At 62.1% G+C, this 19,401-nt stretch carries 19 protein-coding genes and 1 tRNA gene; 5 read left to right on the top strand and 15 right to left on the bottom strand.

What is annotated here, in order from left to right; genetic code table 11:
• Window positions 1-4: 4 nt before the first annotated feature.
• The 11 genes from nuoH to tpiA all read right to left on the bottom strand — a co-directional run bounded on the left by nuoH (window position 5) and on the right by tpiA (window position 9,155).
• Window positions 5-1,051, bottom strand: coding sequence for an NADH-quinone oxidoreductase subunit NuoH (nuoH, locus tag ACUXV1_RS08875; protein WP_043642185.1), 1,047 nt, complete (start codon window positions 1,049-1,051; stop codon window positions 5-7).
• 3 nt (window positions 1,052-1,054) lie between these two features.
• Window positions 1,055-3,385, bottom strand: coding sequence for an NADH-quinone oxidoreductase subunit NuoG (gene nuoG, locus ACUXV1_RS08880; RefSeq protein WP_446015165.1), 2,331 nt, complete (start codon window positions 3,383-3,385; stop codon window positions 1,055-1,057).
• A gap of 3 nt (window positions 3,386-3,388) precedes the next feature.
• Entirely contained in the window at window positions 3,389-4,684 is a 1,296-nt protein-coding gene (nuoF, locus tag ACUXV1_RS08885) for an NADH-quinone oxidoreductase subunit NuoF (RefSeq protein ID WP_019103467.1), read from the bottom strand.
• Window positions 4,684-5,184 carry an NADH-quinone oxidoreductase subunit NuoE gene (gene nuoE, locus ACUXV1_RS08890; protein ID WP_019103468.1) on the bottom strand — a complete coding sequence of 167 codons (501 nt, stop codon included), beginning with the start codon at window positions 5,182-5,184 and terminating at the stop codon, window positions 4,684-4,686. The genes nuoF and nuoE overlap by 1 nt, the downstream gene beginning before the upstream one ends.
• The gene (locus ACUXV1_RS08895; RefSeq protein WP_043590760.1) at window positions 5,184-6,437 is read right to left on the bottom strand and encodes an NADH-quinone oxidoreductase subunit D; all 1,254 of its coding nucleotides are present in this window, start codon (window positions 6,435-6,437) and stop codon (window positions 5,184-5,186) included. The genes nuoE and ACUXV1_RS08895 overlap by 1 nt, the downstream gene beginning before the upstream one ends.
• Complete coding sequence (locus ACUXV1_RS08900) at window positions 6,430-7,026, bottom strand: NADH-quinone oxidoreductase subunit C (RefSeq protein ID WP_446015166.1); 597 nt, start codon at window positions 7,024-7,026, stop codon at window positions 6,430-6,432. The genes ACUXV1_RS08895 and ACUXV1_RS08900 overlap by 8 nt, the downstream gene beginning before the upstream one ends.
• A gap of 11 nt (window positions 7,027-7,037) precedes the next feature.
• Window positions 7,038-7,514: a NuoB/complex I 20 kDa subunit family protein gene (locus ACUXV1_RS08905; protein WP_019103471.1), complete on the bottom strand. Its 477-nt coding sequence runs from the start codon at window positions 7,512-7,514 to the stop codon at window positions 7,038-7,040.
• Entirely contained in the window at window positions 7,505-7,861 is a 357-nt protein-coding gene (locus ACUXV1_RS08910; protein ID WP_019103472.1) for an NADH-quinone oxidoreductase subunit A, read from the bottom strand. The genes ACUXV1_RS08905 and ACUXV1_RS08910 overlap by 10 nt, the downstream gene beginning before the upstream one ends.
• 93 nt (window positions 7,862-7,954) lie before the next feature.
• Window positions 7,955-8,039 (bottom strand) — tRNA-Leu (locus tag ACUXV1_RS08915).
• Between the two features lie 17 nt (window positions 8,040-8,056).
• Window positions 8,057-8,407, bottom strand: coding sequence for a preprotein translocase subunit SecG (secG, locus tag ACUXV1_RS08920; protein ID WP_043590758.1), 351 nt, complete (start codon window positions 8,405-8,407; stop codon window positions 8,057-8,059).
• Window position 8,408: 1 nt separating this feature from the next.
• A complete protein-coding gene (tpiA, locus tag ACUXV1_RS08925; protein WP_043590756.1) occupies window positions 8,409-9,155 on the bottom strand; it encodes a triose-phosphate isomerase in 747 nt (248 codons plus the stop codon).
• Window positions 9,156-9,343: 188 nt separating this feature from the next.
• Here tpiA and pstS point away from each other — a divergent pair, with 188 nt between their 5' ends.
• The 5 genes from pstS to ACUXV1_RS08950 all read left to right on the top strand — a co-directional run bounded on the left by pstS (window position 9,344) and on the right by ACUXV1_RS08950 (window position 14,833).
• A complete protein-coding gene (gene pstS, locus ACUXV1_RS08930; RefSeq protein ID WP_043642181.1) occupies window positions 9,344-10,387 on the top strand; it encodes a phosphate ABC transporter substrate-binding protein PstS in 1,044 nt (347 codons plus the stop codon).
• 67 nt (window positions 10,388-10,454) lie between these two features.
• Window positions 10,455-11,417, top strand: a complete 963-nt coding sequence (gene pstC / locus ACUXV1_RS08935) for a phosphate ABC transporter permease subunit PstC (RefSeq protein WP_019103115.1) — start codon at window positions 10,455-10,457, stop codon at window positions 11,415-11,417.
• A 35-nt stretch (window positions 11,418-11,452) separates the two neighbouring features.
• Entirely contained in the window at window positions 11,453-12,346 is an 894-nt protein-coding gene (gene pstA / locus ACUXV1_RS08940) for a phosphate ABC transporter permease PstA (RefSeq protein ID WP_143330180.1), read from the top strand.
• Between the two features lie 12 nt (window positions 12,347-12,358).
• Entirely contained in the window at window positions 12,359-13,123 is a 765-nt protein-coding gene (gene pstB, locus ACUXV1_RS08945; RefSeq protein ID WP_043590752.1) for a phosphate ABC transporter ATP-binding protein PstB, read from the top strand.
• 255 nt (window positions 13,124-13,378) lie between these two features.
• Window positions 13,379-14,833 carry an inorganic phosphate transporter gene (locus ACUXV1_RS08950; protein ID WP_043642176.1) on the top strand — a complete coding sequence of 485 codons (1,455 nt, stop codon included), beginning with the start codon at window positions 13,379-13,381 and terminating at the stop codon, window positions 14,831-14,833.
• A gap of 406 nt (window positions 14,834-15,239) precedes the next feature.
• Here the strand turns inward: ACUXV1_RS08950 and recG are convergent, their stop codons facing one another.
• From recG to ACUXV1_RS08970, 4 genes are all read right to left on the bottom strand, one after another.
• Window positions 15,240-17,288 (bottom strand): ATP-dependent DNA helicase RecG, encoded by a 2,049-nt coding sequence (recG, locus tag ACUXV1_RS08955; protein WP_446015167.1) that lies wholly within the window; start codon window positions 17,286-17,288, stop codon window positions 15,240-15,242.
• An 87-nt stretch (window positions 17,289-17,375) separates the two neighbouring features.
• A complete protein-coding gene (locus tag ACUXV1_RS08960; RefSeq protein WP_043590748.1) occupies window positions 17,376-17,804 on the bottom strand; it encodes a DUF2147 domain-containing protein in 429 nt (142 codons plus the stop codon).
• A gap of 187 nt (window positions 17,805-17,991) precedes the next feature.
• Window positions 17,992-18,828: a PhzF family phenazine biosynthesis protein gene (locus ACUXV1_RS08965; RefSeq protein WP_114152343.1), complete on the bottom strand. Its 837-nt coding sequence runs from the start codon at window positions 18,826-18,828 to the stop codon at window positions 17,992-17,994.
• Window positions 18,825-19,283: a DUF4124 domain-containing protein gene (locus ACUXV1_RS08970; RefSeq protein WP_446015169.1), complete on the bottom strand. Its 459-nt coding sequence runs from the start codon at window positions 19,281-19,283 to the stop codon at window positions 18,825-18,827. Before ACUXV1_RS08970 ends, ACUXV1_RS08965 begins: the two co-directional genes overlap by 4 nt.
• Between the last annotated feature and the right edge of the window lie 118 nt (window positions 19,284-19,401).

Below are 19,401 nucleotides of genomic sequence, written 5' to 3' on the forward strand. Positions count from 1 at the left end.
CGTCTCAGTGCCACAAGGACAGCGGGGTCATCATCCAGACGCCCACCACCAGGATCCACACCAGGGTCACCGGGATGAACACCTTCCAGCCCAGACGCATGATTTGGTCATAGCGATAACGCGGGAAGGTGGCGCGGAACCACAGGAAGCAGAACAGCACCATGGCTACCTTGAGCGCCAGCCAGAAGAAACCGCCCGCGCCCAGAATGCCCCAGGACGCCGGGAACGGCGACAGCCAGCCGCCGAGGAACAGCAGCGAGGTCAGCGCGGCAACCAGAATCATGTTGGCGTATTCGGCCAGGAAGAAGATGGCGAAGGCCATGCCCGAGTACTCAACGTGGAAACCGGCCACGATCTCGGATTCGCCCTCGGCCACGTCAAACGGCGCGCGGTTGGTTTCGGCCACGCCGGAAATCAGGTAGACCACGAACAGCGGGAACAGCGGCAGCCAGTTCCACGACAGCACGGAACCGCCCGCCATGCCCTGCCCTTGCTGCTGGACGATCTCCACCAGGTTCAGGCTGCTGGACACCATCAGCACGCCGATCAGCGCGAAGCCCATCGCCAGTTCGTAAGACACGATCTGAGCGGCGGAACGCATGGCGCCGAGGAAGGAGTACTTGGAGTTGCCCGCCCAGCCGGCGATGATCACGCCGTAAACCCCCATCGAGGTCAGCGCCAGGATGTAGAGCAGCGAGGCGTTGACGTTGGCCAGCACCAGCTTGTCGGTGAAGGGGATCACCGCCCAGGCCGCCAACGCCGGAGCGATGGACAGCACCGGCGCCAGCAGGAAGAGGCCCTTGCTGGAGTTGGTGGGCAGGATGATTTCCTTCATCAGCAGCTTGACCGCGTCGGCGATGGGCTGCAGCAGGCCCAGCGGGCCTACCCGGTTGGGGCCGATGCGGATCTGCATGAAGCCGATGACCTTGCGCTCGGCATAGGTCAGGTAGGCGACGCACAGCAGCATCGGCAATACGATGGCGATGATCTTCAACAGGGTCCAAACCACGAGCCCCGCGTCAGTGCCAAGAATACCTTGCAAGAACTCCATGCTTTACCCCTGGGTGATCTCGATAGCGTCGAACATGCCGCCCAGCGCCAGCGTGGCCGCGTGAGCGGTGGCGATGCGGACCGTATCCTGCGGCAGGCTGTCGTCGGCGACGATGCGCACGCGCGCCTGGCCGGAACCCTGGCTCAGCAATGCGGTGCTGTCGACGGCAATGCCCAGCTTCTGCAGCAGGCCGCTGTGAGCGGAAGCCACCGGCTCGGCCGCATCGCGGGTCTGTTGCAGCGACTTAGCGCGGCGGCAGATGGCGTCGGCCTGATACAGCGGCACTTCGCCGATACGGCTCAGACCGGCAGCAGCGGTAGCGGCGACGTTCAGCTGGCTCAGCGCGTTGTTCAGACGCGCGGCGATGTCGCCCTTGGCCAACAGCTCGGCGCGTACTTCCTCCGCGCTGTTGAACTCAAAGCCGGACAGATTCAGCATATTGCCCAGTACCCGCAGCACTTTCCAGGCCGGGCGCGCTTCGCCCAACGGACGCACCACGCCGTTGAACGGCTGCAGCTTGCCTTCCATATTCACGAAGGAACCGGCGGTTTCGGAGAACGGCGCAATCGGCAGCAGCACGTCGGCGTAATCCAGCAAGCCCTGGCCCTTGAACGCGGTCAACGCGATCACGGTGGCGGCCTGCTTCATCGCCGCGACGGCGGCCTGCGGGTTGTAGCTGTCGAACTCGACTTCGGTGTTCAGCAGCACGTAAGCCTTCTTCGGCTGCGCGATCATCGCGGCGGCGTTGGCGCCCGCGCCTTGCGGCAGCGCGCCCGCCAGTTCCGCGCCCACGCTGTTGGCGGCCTCGGACAGCACGCCGAAGCTGGCGCCGCTCAGGCGCGAGATCTCCTGCGCCACGGACAGCAGCTGACTGAACGCCGGATGATGCTGAGCCACATTGCCCAGCACCACGGCGGCGGTTTCCGCGCCGCTCAGGCTTTCGGCGATGCGGCGCGCCTCGGCGGAGACTTCCACCGCGGACAGATCAACGGAGGTTTCACCGCCCTTGATTTCCGCCACAGCCTTCAGCACCTGAGCGAAGCCGTTGACCAGCGCCAGCGGCGACACGATCAGCTTGGCGTTGATCTTGATCAGCAGGTCGTCGTCGGCAACGTGGATAATATTAAGCTCGCTGCCTTTTTTGGCCGCGGTGCGGAGGCGCGAAGTCAGCAGAGGCTGTTCCTTGCGCAGCGTGGAGCCCACCACCAGTACCGACTTGGCCGCGGCCAGATCGGAAATGCTGGAGCCCAGCCATTCCGCGCCCTGCTTGGCCGCATCGGCGGCGAAGTCGCTGCGACGCAGGCGGTAATCAATGCTTTCCACGCCGAAGGCGCGCGCCAGCTTCTGCGCCAGATACAGCTCTTCGGTGGTGGAGTGCGGGCTGGTCAGGAAACCGATGGCGTCCTTGCCGTGATCGGCGGACACGCCGTTCAGGCCCTTGACCACGTAATTGAGCGCGGTCTCCCAATCGGTTTCGTGCCACTTGCCGTCAAACTTGATCATCGGCTGCTTCAGACGCTCGGCCGAGTTCAAGCCCTCGTAGGAGAAGCGGTCGCGGTCGGCGATCCAGCACTCGTTGATGGCTTCGTTTTCCAGCGGCAGCACGCGCATCACTTCATTGCCCTTGACCTGAACGATCAGGTTGGAGCCCAGGCCGTCGTGCGGGCTGACCGATTTGCGGCGCGACAGCTCCCAGGCGCGGGTGCTGTAGCGGAACGGCTTGGAGGTCAGCGCGCCCACCGGGCACAGATCGATGACGTTGCCGGAGATTTCCGAATCCACGGTCTTGCCGAGGAAGGGCAGAATCTCGGAGAACTCGCCGCGATGAGCCATGCCGATTTCCTGGAAGCCGCCGACTTCCTCGGTAAAGCGCACGCAGCGTGTGCAGTGAATGCAGCGCGACATTTCTTCCGCCGAGACCAGCGGGCCCATGTCCTTGCCCACCACCACGCGCTTTTCTTCCTGATAGCGCGAGGAGGAGTTGCCGTAGCCCACGGCCAGATCCTGCAGCTGACATTCGCCGCCTTGGTCGCAGATCGGGCAATCCAGCGGGTGGTTGATCAGCAGGAACTCCATCACGCCCGCCTGGGCCTTCTTGGCCATGTCGGAGTGGGTATGGACCTTCATGCCGTCGGTCACCGGGGTGGCGCAAGCCGGCAGCGGCTTGGGCGCCTTCTCCACTTCCACCAGGCACATGCGGCAGTTGGCCGCGATGGACAGCTTCTTGTGGTAGCAGAAGTGCGGAATGTACGTGCCCACCGAGTGGGCCGCTTCCATGACGGTGCTGCCTTGCGGGACCGTCAGTTTTTTTCCGTCGATTTCGATTTCAAGCATCGCTCAACACCATTTGTGGTCCACCAAGGTCTTTCCGTGTTCGATTGCGTACTCGAACTCGTGACGGAAATGCTTGGTGAAACTGCGAACCGGGAACACGGCGGCGTCGGCCAGCGCACAGATAGTGCGGCCCGCCATGTTATTGCCCACGGAATCCAGAAGCTCCAGATCGCCCGGACGGCCCTGGCCGTTGGCGATGCGGTGGATCACGCGGTACAGCCAACCGGTGCCTTCTCGGCACGGCGTGCACTGGCCGCAGGATTCTTCGTGGTAGAAGTAGGCCAGACGCTCCAGCGCCTTGATCATGCACACGTCTTCATTCATCACGATGACAGCGCCGGAACCCAGCATCGAGCCGGCTTTGGCGATGCTGTCGTAGTCCATCGTGCATTGCATCATGACGTCGGCGGGCAGAATGGGGGCGGACGAACCGCCCGGGATCACCGCCTTGAGCTTCTTGCCGTCGCGCATGCCGCCGGCCATTTCCAGCAGCTCGGAGAACGGAGTGCCCAGCGGGATCTCGTAGTTGCCCGGACGGTTCACATGGCCGGAGACCGAGAACAGCTTGGTGCCGCCGTTGTTCGGCTTGCCCTTTTCCAGGAACGGCTGCGCGCCGTCGCGGATGATGAAGGGCACCGAGGCGAACGATTCGGTGTTGTTAATGGTGGTCGGCTTGCCGTACAGGCCGAAGCTGGCCGGGAACGGCGGCTTGAAACGCGGTTGTCCCTTCTTGCCTTCCAGCGACTCCAGCAGCGCGGTTTCCTCGCCGCAGATGTAGGCGCCGTAGCCATGATGGGCGAACAGGTCGAAGTTGAAGCCGGAGCCCAGAATGTTCTGTCCCAGCAGACCCGCTTTGCGCGCCTCATCCAGCGCTTCTTCGAAACGCTCGTATTCGGCGAAGATTTCACCGTGGATGTAGTTGTAGCCGGCCTTGGTGCCCATCGCGTAACCGGCGATGATCATGCCTTCGATCAGCGAATGCGGATTGAAGCGCAGGATGTCGCGGTCCTTGAAGGTGCCCGGCTCGCCCTCGTCGGTATTGCAAACGACGTATTTGTCGCCCGGGAACGAACGCGGCATGAAGCTCCACTTCAGGCCGGTGGGGAAACCCGCGCCGCCGCGGCCGCGCAGGCCGGAGTTTTTCACTTCGGCGATCACGTCTTCCTGGGCCATCTTGCTGTCCAGAATGCGGCGCAGCGCCTGGTAGCCGCCGCGCGCCTCGTAGGCGCTCAGTTGCCAGCAATTGGGATCGGAAGTGTCGACGCCATCGAAAATCACGCCATTGACGAAGATTGCCATTATTTCAGCTCCGCCAGTTTCTTATCGATTGCTTCGGGCGTCATGAAGCTGCACATCTTGTGGTTGTTGACCAGCAAGACCGGCGCGTCGCCACAGGCCCCCATGCACTCCCCTTCCAGCAAGGTGTACTTGCCGTCCGCGCTGGTTTCGCCGATGGCGATGCCCAGCTTCTTGGAGATGTACTCAGCCGCGTTGACGCCGCCGGACAAGGCACAGGGCAAGTTGGTGCAGACAGTGATCTTGTACTGCCCAACCGGCTTCATGTCGTACATATTGTAGAAAGTGGCGACTTCGTAAGCGGCTACCGGCGGAATCTGCAGGTAGTTGGCGACGAATTCGATCACCTCGGTATTCAGGCAACGCTCCTCCGGAGCGGAGCCCGCTTCGCGACGTTCAGTCAGCGCGATGCGCAAGGCGCCCATCACCGCGGACCGTTTCTGGTCTGCGGGATATTTGGCGACTTCGCGATCGATTTTGGCTAGCGATTCAGCGGACAGCATCAGCGGTCAATCTCCCCAAACACGATATCCTGCGTACCGATGATGGCCACCACGTCGGCGATCATATGGCCCTTGGCCATCTCGTCCAGCGCCGCAAGGTGGGCGTAGCCGGGCGCGCGAATCTTCATGCGGTACGGCTTGTTTGCGCCGTCGGACACCAGATAGACGCCGAACTCGCCTTTCGGGTGCTCGGTGCCCACGTAGGCCTCGCCCTCCGGCACATGCATGCCTTCGGTAAACAGTTTGAAGTGGTGGATCAGGTCTTCCATATTGGCCTTCATGCCTTCGCGCGAAGGCGGCGCCACTTTATGGTTGTCGGTGATCACCGGGCCCGGATTCTTACGCAGCCATTCCACGCACTGGCGGATGATGCGGTTGGACTGGCGCATCTCTTCGATGCGCACCAGGTAGCGGTCGTAGCAATCGCCGTTGACGCCCACGGGAATATCGAAGTCCAGCTTGGAATACACATCGTAGGGCTGCTTCTTGCGCAAATCCCAGGCGATGCCAGAGCCGCGCAGCATCGGACCGGTCAGGCCCAGGTTCAGCGCGCGCTCGGGCGACACCACGCCGATGCCGACGGTGCGCTGCTTCCAGATGCGGTTGTCGGTCAGCAAGGTCTCGTATTCGTCGACATAAGTCGGGAAACGCTTGGTGAAATCGTCGATGAAGTCCAGCAGCGAACCCTGGCGGCCTTCGTTCAGGCGGGCCAGCTCGCGGGCGTTCTTGATCTTGGAAACGGTGTACTGCGGCATGCTGTCCGGCAGATCGCGATACACGCCGCCGGGACGGAAGTAGGCCGCGTGCAGACGCGCGCCGGACACCGCTTCGTAGCAGTCCATCAAGTCTTCGCGTTCGCGGAAGGCGTACAGGAATACGGTCATCGCGCCGATGTCGAGACCATGCGCGCCAATCCACAGCAAGTGGTTCAGCAGGCGGGTGATCTCGGCGAACATCACGCGGATGTATTGTGCGCGCTCAGGCACTTCGATGCCCAGCAGCTTCTCGATGGACAGGCAGTACGCGTGCTCGTTGCACATCATGGACACGTAGTCGAGACGGTCCATGTAAGGCAGCGACTGAATGAAGGTCTTGCTCTCGGCCAGCTTCTCGGTGCCGCGATGCAGCAGGCCGATATGCGGGTCCGCGCGCTGGACGACTTCGCCGTCCAGTTCCAGCACCAGACGCAACACACCGTGAGCGGCAGGGTGTTGCGGGCCGAAGTTGAGGGTGTAGTTACGGATTTCAGCCACCGTAGTTCTCCTCGCGAATGATGCGCGGCGTAATTTCACGCGGCTCAATGGTCACCGGCTGATAAATCACGCGCTGTTGTGTCGGGTCGTAACGCATTTCCACGTGACCGGACAGCGGGAAGTCCTTGCGGAACGGATGGCCGACGAAGCCGTAGTCGGTCAGGATGCGGCGCAGGTCAGGATGGCCGTCGAAAACGATGCCGAACAGGTCGAACGCCTCGCGCTCGAACCAGTTGGCGCCGCTCCAGACGCCCACGACCGAAGCGACCACCGGGAAGGCGTCGTCTTCGGCGAACACGCGCAGGCGGATGCGCTGATTGTGCTTGACCGACAGCAGATGGTAGACCACGGCGAAGCGCGGACCGTCCCATACCTCGTCGCGGTACGCGCTGTAGTCCACACCGCACAAATCGATGCATTGCTCAAAAGACAGGTCGGCGTTGTCGCGCAGCGTGGTCGCCACGGCGATCAGATCCGCCGCCTTGCATACAATGGTCAGCTCTTCCAGAGCCAGCGTGCTTTGCACGAGCTTGTCGCCCAGCGCCTGCTGCACAGCCGACCCTAACGCTTCCATTTTCTTGGAGGCCATAAGTTTCTACCTTAGCGGGCGATGGTGTTGGTGCGTTTGATCTTGTTCTGCAGCTGAATGATGCCGTACAGCAAGGCCTCTGCAGTTGGCGGACAGCCGGGCACGTAGACGTCGACCGGCACAATGCGGTCGCAGCCTCGCACGACTGAATAGGAATAATGGTAATAGCCGCCGCCGTTGGCACAGGACCCCATCGAGATCACCCAGCGAGGCTCGGCCATCTGGTCGTAAACCTTGCGCAGGGCCGGAGCCATCTTGTTGCACAGCGTGCCGGCCACGATCATCAGATCGGACTGGCGCGGGCTGGGACGGAACACGATACCGAAACGGTCCAGATCGTAACGCGCCGCGCCGGCGTGCATCATCTCCACCGCGCAACAGGCCAGACCAAAGGTCATCGGCCACAGCGAACCGGTTCGGGTGTAATTGATGAGCTTGTCAGCCGTTGTGGTGACAAACCCTTTCTCCAGAATACCTTCTACTCCCATTCCAGAGCTCCTTTTTTCCACATGTAGACGAAGCCCAGGGTCAACACGCCCAGGAACTCCACCATGACGCCCAGACCATAAGTCCCCAACTCCTTCAACACCACGGCCCACGGCAGCAGGAAGGCGACCTCTAGGTCGAACAGGATGAAGAGGATGGCTATCAGATAATAGCGGACGTCAAACTTCATGCGAGCGTCTTCGAAAGCCTCGAAGCCGCACTCATACGGAGACAGTTTCTCAGGATCGGGACGATTGGGAGCCAGCAGTTTGCCCAATAAAATAGGGCCTACGCCGACCAACAGTCCGACCATGACAAACAGCAGAATGGGAAAGTAATTTTGCAGCATTTCCCGTACACCCCCACGAAATAAAGGGGGTCCCCCCCCTTTGGCTCCAAATAAAACAGGCCACCGGAGTCCCGGTGGCCTGTTTTTGAATGGTGGTGCCGACAGTGAGACTCGAACTCACACAGCTTTCGCCACTACCCCCTCAAGATAGCGTGTCTACCAATTTCACCATGTCGGCACAGCAAGCTTTAATTGTTACTCCGGTATTTTCGATGCCGTACCCGAAGCTTTATCGCTAGGCACACCGGCCGGGATTTGCGGTGCAACCTGTTCAACCTTGGTTCCCATTACGCCCAAATCGCTTTTTCCGCCCCCAGACAGAAAAACCAGAGCAAGGGAAGTCGAGAAGAACACGGCCGCTGCGACAGCGGTTGTCCTACTCAAGAAATTCGCAGAACCAGACGCGCCGAACAAGCTACCGGAAGAGCCGCTACCGAAAGCCGCCCCCATGTCCGCGCCTTTGCCGTGCTGCATCAAAACCAGCACGATAATAGTCCCTGCAGACAGGAGATTTACGATCCAAATAAGCGTCTTAATAAGTTCCATACTATATCAATTTTCCTGCGGCTTGGCAAATTGCCCTGAATGAACCGGCGTCCAGAGATGCCCCTCCAACAAGGGCTCCGTCGACATTTTCAGTCGCCAGAATCGCTTCGGCATTCTCTGCCTTGACACTGCCGCCGTAGAGGACGCGAATATTATCGGAGGCCTTGACGTTTTGCAAGCACCATTTTTTGATCGCGCCGTGGATTTCGGCGATTTGCGCCAGCGTCGCCACCTTGCCGGTGCCGATCGCCCAGACCGGTTCATAAGCCACAACGTATTCACCATGGTCTATCTCGGACAGAAGCGCAAGCTGATCTCTAATCACCTCGAGCTGACGGCCGGCTTCCCGCTCTTCCAGGGTCTCGCCCACGCACAGCACCGGCACCAGGCCGGCCGCGATGGCGTTCCGCATCTTCCGCAACAAAGCGGCGTTGCTCTCGCCGAAATACTGGCGGCGCTCCGAGTGGCCCACCAAAGTGTAGCCGCAGCCGATATCGGCCAGCATCGCGGCGCTGGTTTCGCCGGTGAAGGCGCCGTCTTGATCGAAGGCGCTGACATCCTGCGCGCACAGCCGGAGCGGCTGACCGCGCAGCCGTTCCGCCAGACCGGCCAGGTAGACGGCCGGCGCGGCCACGCCCACCCAATCGCGGTTGCTCGTCTCATCCGCCAGCAGCGCCTGCAACAGCGTCTGAGCGCTGTCGGCGCGGGTATTCATCTTCCAGTTGCCAATTACCAGCTTGCCGGCCATTTCCGCCTCCCGCGATTCTTGAATATCCGCCGATTATATCCGCAGCCGCCTTGTTGGCTCAAACCGACATCCAGCTGACATTGATTGTCCGCAAACGAAGCCGTTTCCACGACTTGTAATATTCCTGAAAAATTTCCGTCTTAGCATGCGCCCATTACCACGCACCTCATCCATTCTCAGGAGTAGGCATGAAACAGTCTGTTCGTCTGGCCGCATCGTTTGTTCTCGGTTCCGTCTGCCTGTCCGGCGCGGCCGCGGCCGCCGACATCACCGGCGCGGGCGCTACCTTCCCGTACCCGCTGTACGCCAAATGGGCCGCCGCCTACAAAGCCGGCACCAACAACAACCTGAACTACCAGTCCATCGGCTCCGGCGGCGGCATCAAGCAGATCCAGTCCAAGACCGTGGATTTCGGCGCGTCCGACATGCCGCTGAAGCCGGAAGAGCTGGAAAAATCCGGCCTGACCCAATTCCCCACCGTGATCGGCGGCGTGGTGCCGGTGCTGAACGTGCCCGGCATCACTCCGGGACAGGTGAAGTTCACCGGCCCGCTGCTGGCGGACATCTACTTGGGCAAAGTCGCCAAGTGGAACGACCCGGCCATCGCCAAGCTGAATCCCGGCGTCAAACTGCCGGACCTGCGCATCTCCGTGGTGCGTCGCTCCGACGGTTCCGGCACCACCTTCATCTTCACCAACTACCTGTCCAAGGTCTCTCCGGACTGGGCCAAGGAAGTCGGCTCCAACACCGCGGTCAGCTGGAAAGGCAACCCGGTGGGCGGCAAGGGCAATGAGGGCGTGGCCAACTACGTGACCCGCATCAAGGGCGCGATCGGCTACGTGGAATACGCCTACGCCAAGCAGAACAAGTTGGCCTTCGGCCTGATGCAAAACCAGGCAGGCAGCTTCGTGAAGCCGGATGAGTCCAGCTTCAAGGCCGCCGCCGCCAACGCCGACTGGAAAAAAGCGCCGGGCTTCTACCTGCTGCTGACCAACCAGCCAGGCAAGGACAGCTGGCCCATCGCCGGCGCCACCTTCATCTTGATGCACAAGAAGCAGGACAAGCCGGCGCAAGGCGGCGAAGTGTTGAAATTCTTCGACTGGGCTTACAAGAACGGCGACAAGACCGCGCTGGATCTGGACTACATCCCGATGCCGGACGCGATCAAGGGCGTGATTCGCGCCAGCTGGAAGCAAATTGCCGACAACAGCGGCAAATCGGTGTGGAACTGAGCCGCATACCATGCACGCAGGCCGGGGAAGGCTTCCCCGGCTTTTTGTCTGATAAATGAGCATGCATATGCAAAAGTTGAGTCACTCGCAGCAAATCAAAACCCAGCTGCTGCTGGACAATCTGTTCCGCTGGGTTACCCGTTTCTTCGCCTTCCTGGTGCTGGCCTTGCTGGTGGGCATCCTGATTTCGCTGTTGATCGGCGCGCTGCCCAGCATTCAAGCCTTCGGCTTCAAGTTTCTGGTCACCAGCGACTGGGATCCGGTCAATGAGCAATTTGGCGCGCTGGTGCCCATTTTCGGCACCCTGGCCACCTCTTTCATCGCCCTGCTGATCGGCGTGCCGGTCAGCTTCGGCATTGCCCTGTTCCTGACCGAATTGTGCCCCACCTGGCTGAAGCGGCCGCTGGGCATCGCGGTGGAACTGCTGGCGGGTATTCCGTCCATCATCTACGGCATGTGGGGCCTGTTCGTGTTCGCTCCCATTTTCGCCGACCACGTGCAGCCGCTGCTGACCGACACCCTGGGCAATATCCCGCTGCTGGGCGTGCTGTTCCAGGGCGCGCCGATGGGCATTGGCATTTTCACCGCCGGGCTGATCCTGGCCATCATGATCATCCCCTTCATCGCCTCGGTGATGCGTGATGTGTTCGAAGTGGTGCCGGTGATGCTGAAGGAGTCCGCCTACGGTCTGGGCTCCACCACCTGGGAAGTGGTGCGCTATGTGGTGCTGCCCTACACCAAGACCGGCGTGGTCGGCGGCATCATGCTCGGCTTGGGCCGCGCGCTGGGCGAGACCATGGCGGTGACCTTCGTCATCGGCAACTCCACCCGCTTCGCCGCCGGCCTGTTCGAGCCGGGCAATTCCATCGCCTCCTCTCTGGCGAATGAATTCGCCGAAGCCAATGGCGAGCTTTATCTCTCCTCCCTGATTCAACTGGGCCTGATCCTGTTCTTCATCACCTTCGTGGTGCTGGCGTGCTCCAAACTGTTGTTGCTGCGCCTGAAGAAACAGGAAGGTCGCCCGTCCTGAACACGAGAGACGCTAACCGCATGAGCCAAACCGTTATGAATTCCGCCCTGCGCCCGCCCCAATCCGCCATTTCCTCCAAGGCCGACAGCAGCGTTTACCGCCGCCGCCGGCTGGTGAACCGCATCAATATGGGCGCGTCGATGTTCACCATGGCCTTCGGCCTGTTCTGGTTGTTCTGGATTCTAAGCACCTTGCTTCAGCACGGCTTGTCCGGACTCAACTGGGAGGTGTTCACCGCCAGCACGCCACCGCCGGGCAGCACCGGCGGCTTGGCCAACGCCATTTACGGCAGCCTGATGATGACGGCCTTCGGCACCCTGTTCGGCACGCCGATCGGCATCCTGGCCGGCATCTACCTGGCCGAGTTCGGCCAGCGCGGCTGGCTGGCGCCGGCCACCCGCTTCATCAACGACATCCTGCTGTCCGCGCCGTCCATCGTCATCGGCCTGTTCATCTACGAAGTCTACGTGGTATCGGTCGGACACTTTTCCGGCTGGGCCGGCTCCTTCGCGCTGGCCATCCTGGTGATCCCGGTTGTCGTGCGCACCACCGAGAACATGCTGCGCCTGGTGCCGGGCAGCCTGCGCGAAGCCGCGTCGGCGCTGGGCGCGCCGCAGTGGAAGGTCACCTTGCACGTCACCTTGCGCTCGGCCAAGGCCGGCGTGCTGACCGGCATTCTGCTGGCGGTGGCGCGCATTTCCGGCGAAACCGCGCCGCTGCTGTTCACCGCGCTGAACAACCAGTTCTTCAACAGCAATATGAACCAGCCGATGGCCAACCTGCCCATCGTGATCTTCCAGTTCGCGATGAGCCCGTACGAGGACTGGCACAGACTGGCCTGGGCCGGCTCCCTGTTGATCACCTTCAGCGTGCTGACGCTGAACATCGTTGCCCGCTGGATGGGCAGCCAGAAAAACCAATCGCATTAAGGCTTGCAGACCATGGCTGAAATCCACTCCAAGCTTCAGGTCAAGAATCTGAACTTCTTTTACGGTAATTTCCACGCGCTGAAGAACATCCAGCTGGAGATCGCTTCGCGCAAGGTCACCGCTTTCATCGGCCCGTCCGGCTGTGGCAAATCCACGCTGCTGCGCACCTTCAACCGCATGTACGAGCTCTACCCCGGCCTGCGCGCCGAGGGCGACATCCTGCTGGACGGCCACAATGTCCTGGGCCGCGACGTGGACGTCAACCTGCTGCGCGCCAAAGTGGGCATGGTGTTCCAGAAGCCCACCCCGTTCCCGATGTCCATCTACGACAACATCACCTTCGGCGTGAAGCTCTACGAAAAACTGTCCAAAGGCGAGATGGAGGACCGGGTGGAATGGGCGCTGCGCAAGGCCGCGCTGTGGGACGAGGTCAAGGACAAGCTCAAGCAGTCCGGCAACTCGCTGTCCGGCGGCCAGCAGCAGCGGCTGTGCATCGCGCGCGCGGTGGCGTCCAAGCCGGAGGTGCTGCTGCTGGACGAGCCCACCTCGGCGCTGGACCCGATTTCCACCGCTCACATCGAAGAGCTGATTCATGAGCTCAAAGAGGACTACACCATCGCCATCGTCACCCACAATATGCAACAGGCGGCTCGGGTGTCGGACTACACCGCCTACATGTATTTGGGCGAATTGATCGAGTTCGGTGACACCGACTCCATCTTCACCACCCCGCAGAAGAAGGCCACCGAAGACTATATCACCGGCAAGTTCGGCTGATCCCGTCCAGGCTCTCAGACCGCCGTCATAACCTCTCCGGTCATGGCGGCTTTTAACATTATCGCGAGCACAAATTACCATGACAGCGGCAAAATACCGCCTAAATCAGCCGGTCTCCCGGACCGGTCTGTCAAGGCGATTCCACATGGTTTGCCGGCAAATACGACACCATTTATTTTTTTTTTATAAGTACTTGACGGCATTGGCCTTGGACACAACAATCCCGCCTTTACGATACTGTGTGCACATTTCACCATGTTGGACCTGTTTTCCGGGCTTGAGACCCACGTCGCCATCACCCTGGTGCTTTCCCTGGGCTTCGTGCTCGCCTTTGAGTTCATCAACGGCTTCCATGACACTGCCAACGCGGTGGCTACCGTTATCTATACCCAGTCGATGAAACCGCGCCTCGCGGTGTTCTACTCCGGTATTTTCAATTTCCTCGGCGTCATCACCGGCGGCCTCGCCGTCGCCTACGCCATCGTGCACTTGCTGCCCGTGGACCTGCTGATCTCGATCAATACCACCCGCGGCATGGCCATGGTGTTTGCGCTGCTGACCGCCGCCATCGCCTGGAACCTGGGCACGTGGTACTTCGGCCTGCCCGCCTCCAGCAGCCACACGCTGATCGGCGCCATTCTGGGCGTGGGCGTGGCCAACAGCCTCATCCACGGCACTTCTCTGTCCCATGGCATCAACTGGAGCAAGGCCATCGACGTCGGCGCCTCGCTGCTGGCATCGCCGCTGGTGGGCGCCTTGCTCGCCGCGCTGATCGTCATCCTGCTGCGGCGCTACCGGCCTCACAGCAATGTGCACAAGACCCCTTACCAACGCCAGCAGGTGGAAGGCCGCAAACATCCGCCGTTCTGGACCCGCTTCATGCTGATCGTGTCGTCGATGGGCGTCAGCTTCGCCCACGGCTCCAATGACGGCCAGAAAGGCGTTGGCCTGATCATGCTGGTGCTGATCGGCATCGTGCCGGCCAAGTTCGTGCTGGATCTGGACAGCACGCCCTATCAGCTGGACCGCACTCGCGACGCCGCCATTCACTTGCAGAAGTTCTACGAACGTCATCAAGTCGAACTGAACAAGATCATCCTGCCGTCCAAGGGCTCCAGCCAGTACGAATGCCACCCGCTGGAAACCGGCGACACCGTCAAGCGCCTGCTGAGCACCATGGGCGACGGCGGCGACTACCATGCGCTGAGCTCCGAACAGCGCTGGAATGTGCGCACCGAACTGCTGTGTCTGGACGACGCCGCCAAGAAGGCCTCCGCCCTGCCCAAGCTGTCCGCCGACGACAAGCAGATGCTGCAGAACCTGCGCAAGGATTTGACCACCACCACTGAATACGCGCCCACCTGGGTGATCGTCGCCGTGGCGCTGTCCCTTGGCATCGGCACCATGGTCGGCTGGCGCCGCGTGGTGAAAACCGTGGGCGAAGGCATTGGCAAGAAAGACATGACTTACGCCCAGGGCGTATCCGCGCAAATGACCGCCGCCATCTCCATCGGCCTCGCCAGCCAGTTCGGCTTCCCGGTGTCCACCACTCAGGTGCTGTCCAGCGCCGTGGCCGGCACCATGGTGGCGGACAAGGCCGGCTTGCAGATGTCCACTATCCGCTCGATCGCATTGGCTTGGCTGTTCACGCTGCCGGTATCGATGTTGCTGGCGGGCGGGCTGTACTACGTGGCCTCGCTCTGGTTGTAATAAAAGCCTTGCCAGCCTCTTCAAGGCTGTCGAGAAAGCCAAAGCCACCGCATTGCGGTGGCTTTTTCTTTTGGCATTTCCTTGTCGGAAAATTTTCGATTGACCTGGGTCAAGCTTTAAGCCGGCACTGCTTGTGCCAATATTTTATAAATTGCTAATATTTGCTCGCTTCATCATGGTTTCTCCTTTGTTGTTTGCAGCAATCCCTTTGCGCCTCAGCCCCCCAGCCGAGGCGCTTTTTTTTGCCCTATTCGAAAGCCTGCTCCAAGGATGGAGAGCCAGAGCGAGGCAAGGCGAGAACCGCTGAGAAAACGGAATGTGGACGTGGCTCATGAGCATTTCGAAGCGGCTCTCCACGCCCTTTATCCATCCATCCCGCCGAAGCGGAGCAAGCATTTAGCCGGCTTCAAGCTTTGAGAAACTGCTCGCGTCCGGCCAGCCAACGGTCCAGATGAGCATCCACCGCCTGCGGGTGGCGCTCCAGCAGCAAGGGCGCCAGTTCCCGCGCCGCCTCCAACAGTTCCAGGTCCTCCTCCAGATTGGCGAAGCGCAGCATGGGCAGGCCGCTCTGGCGCGCGCCCAGTAGTTCGCCGGGCCCGCGAATCAGCAAGTCCTGCCGCGCGATCTCGAAGCCATCAACATTCTCGTAAATCACTTTCAAGCGCGCCTTGGCCAAGTCGGATAACGGATTGTCGAACATCAGCACGCAGACGCTGCGCGCGCTGCCGCGCCCCACCCGGCCGCGCAACTGGTGTAACTGAGCCAGGCCCATGCGCTCTGCGTGCTCTATCACCATCAAGCTGGCGTTGGGCACGTCCACGCCCACCTCGATCACCGTGGTGGCCACCAACACTTGCAGTTCGTTTCGGGCAAAAGCCGCCATCACCGCCGCTTTTTCGTCCGCCTTCATCCGGCCATGCACCAGCCCGACGCCAAGCTGCGGCAGGTCGGCGGTGAGTTGCTGATGGGTGTCCACCGCGGTCTGCAATTGCAGGGTTTCCGATTCTTCGATCAGCGGGCACACCCAGTAGGCCTGCTGCCCGTCGGCGCAGGTCTTGGCCACGTGGGCGACGATCTCCTCGCGGCGAGTGCTGTTGATCAGCTTGGTCACGATGGGCGTGCGCCCCGGCGGCAGTTCGTCTATCACCGACACGTCGAGGTCGGCGTAGAAACTCATCGCCAGCGTGCGCGGAATCGGCGTCGCCGACATCATCAGCTGGTGCGGCTCGCCGCCCTTCTCCTTCAACGCCAGCCGCTGGCCGACGCCGAAACGGTGTTGCTCGTCGACAATGACCAGGCCCAGGCGATGGAAGGCCACCTCGTCCTGGAACAAGGCATGGGTGCCCACCGCCAGCCGCGTTTCGCCGCTGGCGATCGCCGCCATCGCTTCTTGCTTTTGCTTCTTGCGCAGGCTGCCGGCCAGCCAGCGCACGGGAACGCCCAAGGGCTCCAGCCAGGCGGAAAGTTTGAGGAAGTGCTGCTCGGCCAGAATCTCGGTCGGCGCCATCAACGCCACTTGGTAGCCGGATTCAATCGCGGTCAAGGCCGCCAGGGCCGCGACGATGGTCTTGCCGCTGCCCACGTCGCCTTGCAACAGACGGTGCATCGGATGCGGCTGAGTCAGGTCGGCGCGGACTTCAGCCAAGGCCCGTTGCTGCGCGCCAGTCAGCGAGAACGGCAGGCGCTCGACCAACGCTCGGCTCAACGTGCCGTCGCCGCGCAGCGGCGGCGCGCGGCCCAGCCGTCGAGCGCGATAGGCCAAACGCATCGACAGCTGCTGCGCCAGTAATTCGTCGAACTTGAGCCGCTGCCAAGCCGGCAGTCTCGGGTCCGCCAATTGGCTGGCGCTGTAATCCGGCGTTGGCAAGTGCAGCAGGCGGATCGCCTCGGCGAACGGCGTCAGCCGCAACGGCGCTGCCAGTTCCTCCGGCAACGTCTCGCCCAAAGGCTGGCTGTCCAGCTCGGCATGGATCAGCTTGCGCAGCGCCGGCTGGGTGAGGCCGTTGACCGTGGGATAGATCGGAGTCAGGCTGTCAGCCAGCGGCGCGCCATTGCCCACTTCGCGGATTTTGGGGTGCACCATCTCGTCTCCGGCGAAGCCGCGGCGGATCTCGCCCAAGGCACGCACCCGGTTGCCGGTGGTGAATTGCTTGACCTGATTGGGATAGAAATGAATGAAGCGCAGCACCAGGCTGCCGCTGGCGTCCTCAATGCGCGCCACCAGCTGACGGCGTGGCCGGAACTGGATTTCATGGGCGATCACCTCGCCCTCCACCAGCACCGCCTGGCCGTACGGCGCGTCGGCGATGGCGTACAGATGGGTCTCGTCCTCATAGCGCAGCGGCAGATGCAGGACCAGGTCGAAACGGCGGCGTATGCCCAGCTTTTCCAGCTTCTTGGCCAGTGCCGGCGCCACGGCCGGCGGTTGATTGGCGGGGTCGATTAGGGAGCTCATCAGCAGCGATTGTACCCAATAAAGAAAAAGGCGGGAGCTGTTCGCGCTCCCGCCTTGCTCATTCTCGCCGCGCCGCGGCGCTTGCGCTTACTGACGCTCCCACACCTGAGAACGGAAGAAGGGGCCGATGTAGCCGCGCACGCGCAGCTTCTTGCCGTCTTCGATCAGCTTGGCGCCGGAGGTGTAGATCTTGCCGGACTTGGGGTCCAGAATTTTGCCGCTGCCCCACTCGGCGCCGTCTTTCTTCAGCCCCCAGAGGATTTGCATGCCGTTTACCGGCTTGCCTTTGCGATCGCCTTCGCATTTGTCGCACACCGCTTCCGGGTTGGCGAACAGCTTGATGATCTTGCCGTTCAGTTCCCCGCTGGCGCTTTCCGTGATCTGCACCAGGGCCTTGGCCTGCTTGGTTTCGTCGTCTATCGTCTTCCAGACGCCGGCGGCGCTGTCGGCCAGCGCCATGTGGCTGAACAGGCCCAGCACGGACGCCAGGCAGGCGGCTTTGGCGAATTTGCTCATCTTGATTTCCTCGCGAGTCGGGCCGAGAGGCCGCTCCGCGAACGGGCGGCCGCAGCGGCCTTTTAATTATCAGAACGCCGCCCCGGAACAGCCGGCACGCCGAAAAGAAACGTTGGTTTGGAGCAGCGGCTCTAGGATGCCAACAGCCAATGCCGCCGTCAAGAATGGAGACGAAGAGCGATGAAACTCACAAAGATATCTCTCCGCGCCCTACCCTATGCACTCGCCCGCCCACCAGGATGCCGCCCTCGGCGTCCACTTGCAGATGCAGCACATTGGGCCGCGCCAGCGCCGCCCCCTGCTCCACCCGCCACTGCAAGGGTCCCAGGCCGTTGAGCGCGCACCAGCCGCCCAGATTGGCGCAGGCCGATCCGGTGCCTGGATCTTCCAGCACTGCGCCCCGCTGTTCGAAAAACAGCCGCACGGTGGCGACGCCGCCGTCCTCGTGCCACAGATAGGCGACGCTGCGCCCCGGCCTCAAGGTGGCGTCGCGCAGCAGCAAGGCATGCACCGGACGGGCGCGCAACACCGCGCCGGCGCTGGCGGCGCGAATCAGCAGCTGTTCGCTGCCGGTGTCCACCCATACCGGCTCCAGCGCGATGTCCTCCTCGTCCAGCCCCAGCATCGCCGCGGCCTGAGCGCGGCTGAGGCCGGCGGCGCGCGCGCTGGGCGGGTTCGCCCGCAAGGTGTAAACGCCGTCGCTGTGGAGGATGGGAATCAGGCCGGCGTTGGTGCGCAACTGAAAGCGGGAGTCCAGCTCCCCGCGCCAATGCAGCACCGCCGCCGCGCCCAGCGTGGGATGGCCGGCGAACGGCAGTTCCTGGCTGGGGGTGAAGATGCGCAGCCGCGCAGCCGCCTCCCCGTCCGGGAACAAAAATACGGTTTCCGACAGATTCATCTGTCTGGCCAAGAGCTGCATCTCGCGCTCGTCCAGCCCGCTGGCGTCGGAGAACACCGCCAGTGGATTGCCGCCGAAGCGCTCCTCGGCGAACACATTGACCAATTCGAACGAATACCCGCTCATGCCCCCTCCCGGAATGGATGACACGCCGCCGCGGCCAGTTTTTCCTCGACGCCGGCCAGACGCTCGGCCAGGGACTTCCTGACCGGCGCCGCCGCCAAGGACTGCCGCAAGCGCCGCTGTTGAAGCTCCAGACCATGACAGCGGCGACGCGCTTTGTCCAGTTCCCGCGCTTGCGCACTCTCCGCACGGCTGCGTTGCGCCTGTCGCCGCCGGGCCTCGCGCGCCTCCTCGGCGGCCCAGCGCCGGCTTTGGGCCTGGGACTCGGCCACGCCCCGGCGCTGGCGCTCATCCTGTTCCACCACGCTCAACGGGGGCGGCTGGAACGCTTCCGCCGCGCCGCCGTCGGCGCAGGCCCGGTCGCGGTAGGTCAATCCGCCTTCCGCGTCCCGACATTTGTAAACCTGGGCCCAGACCAGGCCCGGCAGCAATAACAACAGTGCGATCCAGATGCTCATGCGACCTCCGCGGCAGGAATGAACGATCCGGATAGTTAACATGAAAAAAGGCGGCCTGGGCCGCCTTGTGGTCTGACATTTCGAGCAGTTGGGCTGCTCAGAGCCTGTTTACGATCTC

The organism is Chromobacterium sp. W521, assembly GCF_052805975.1.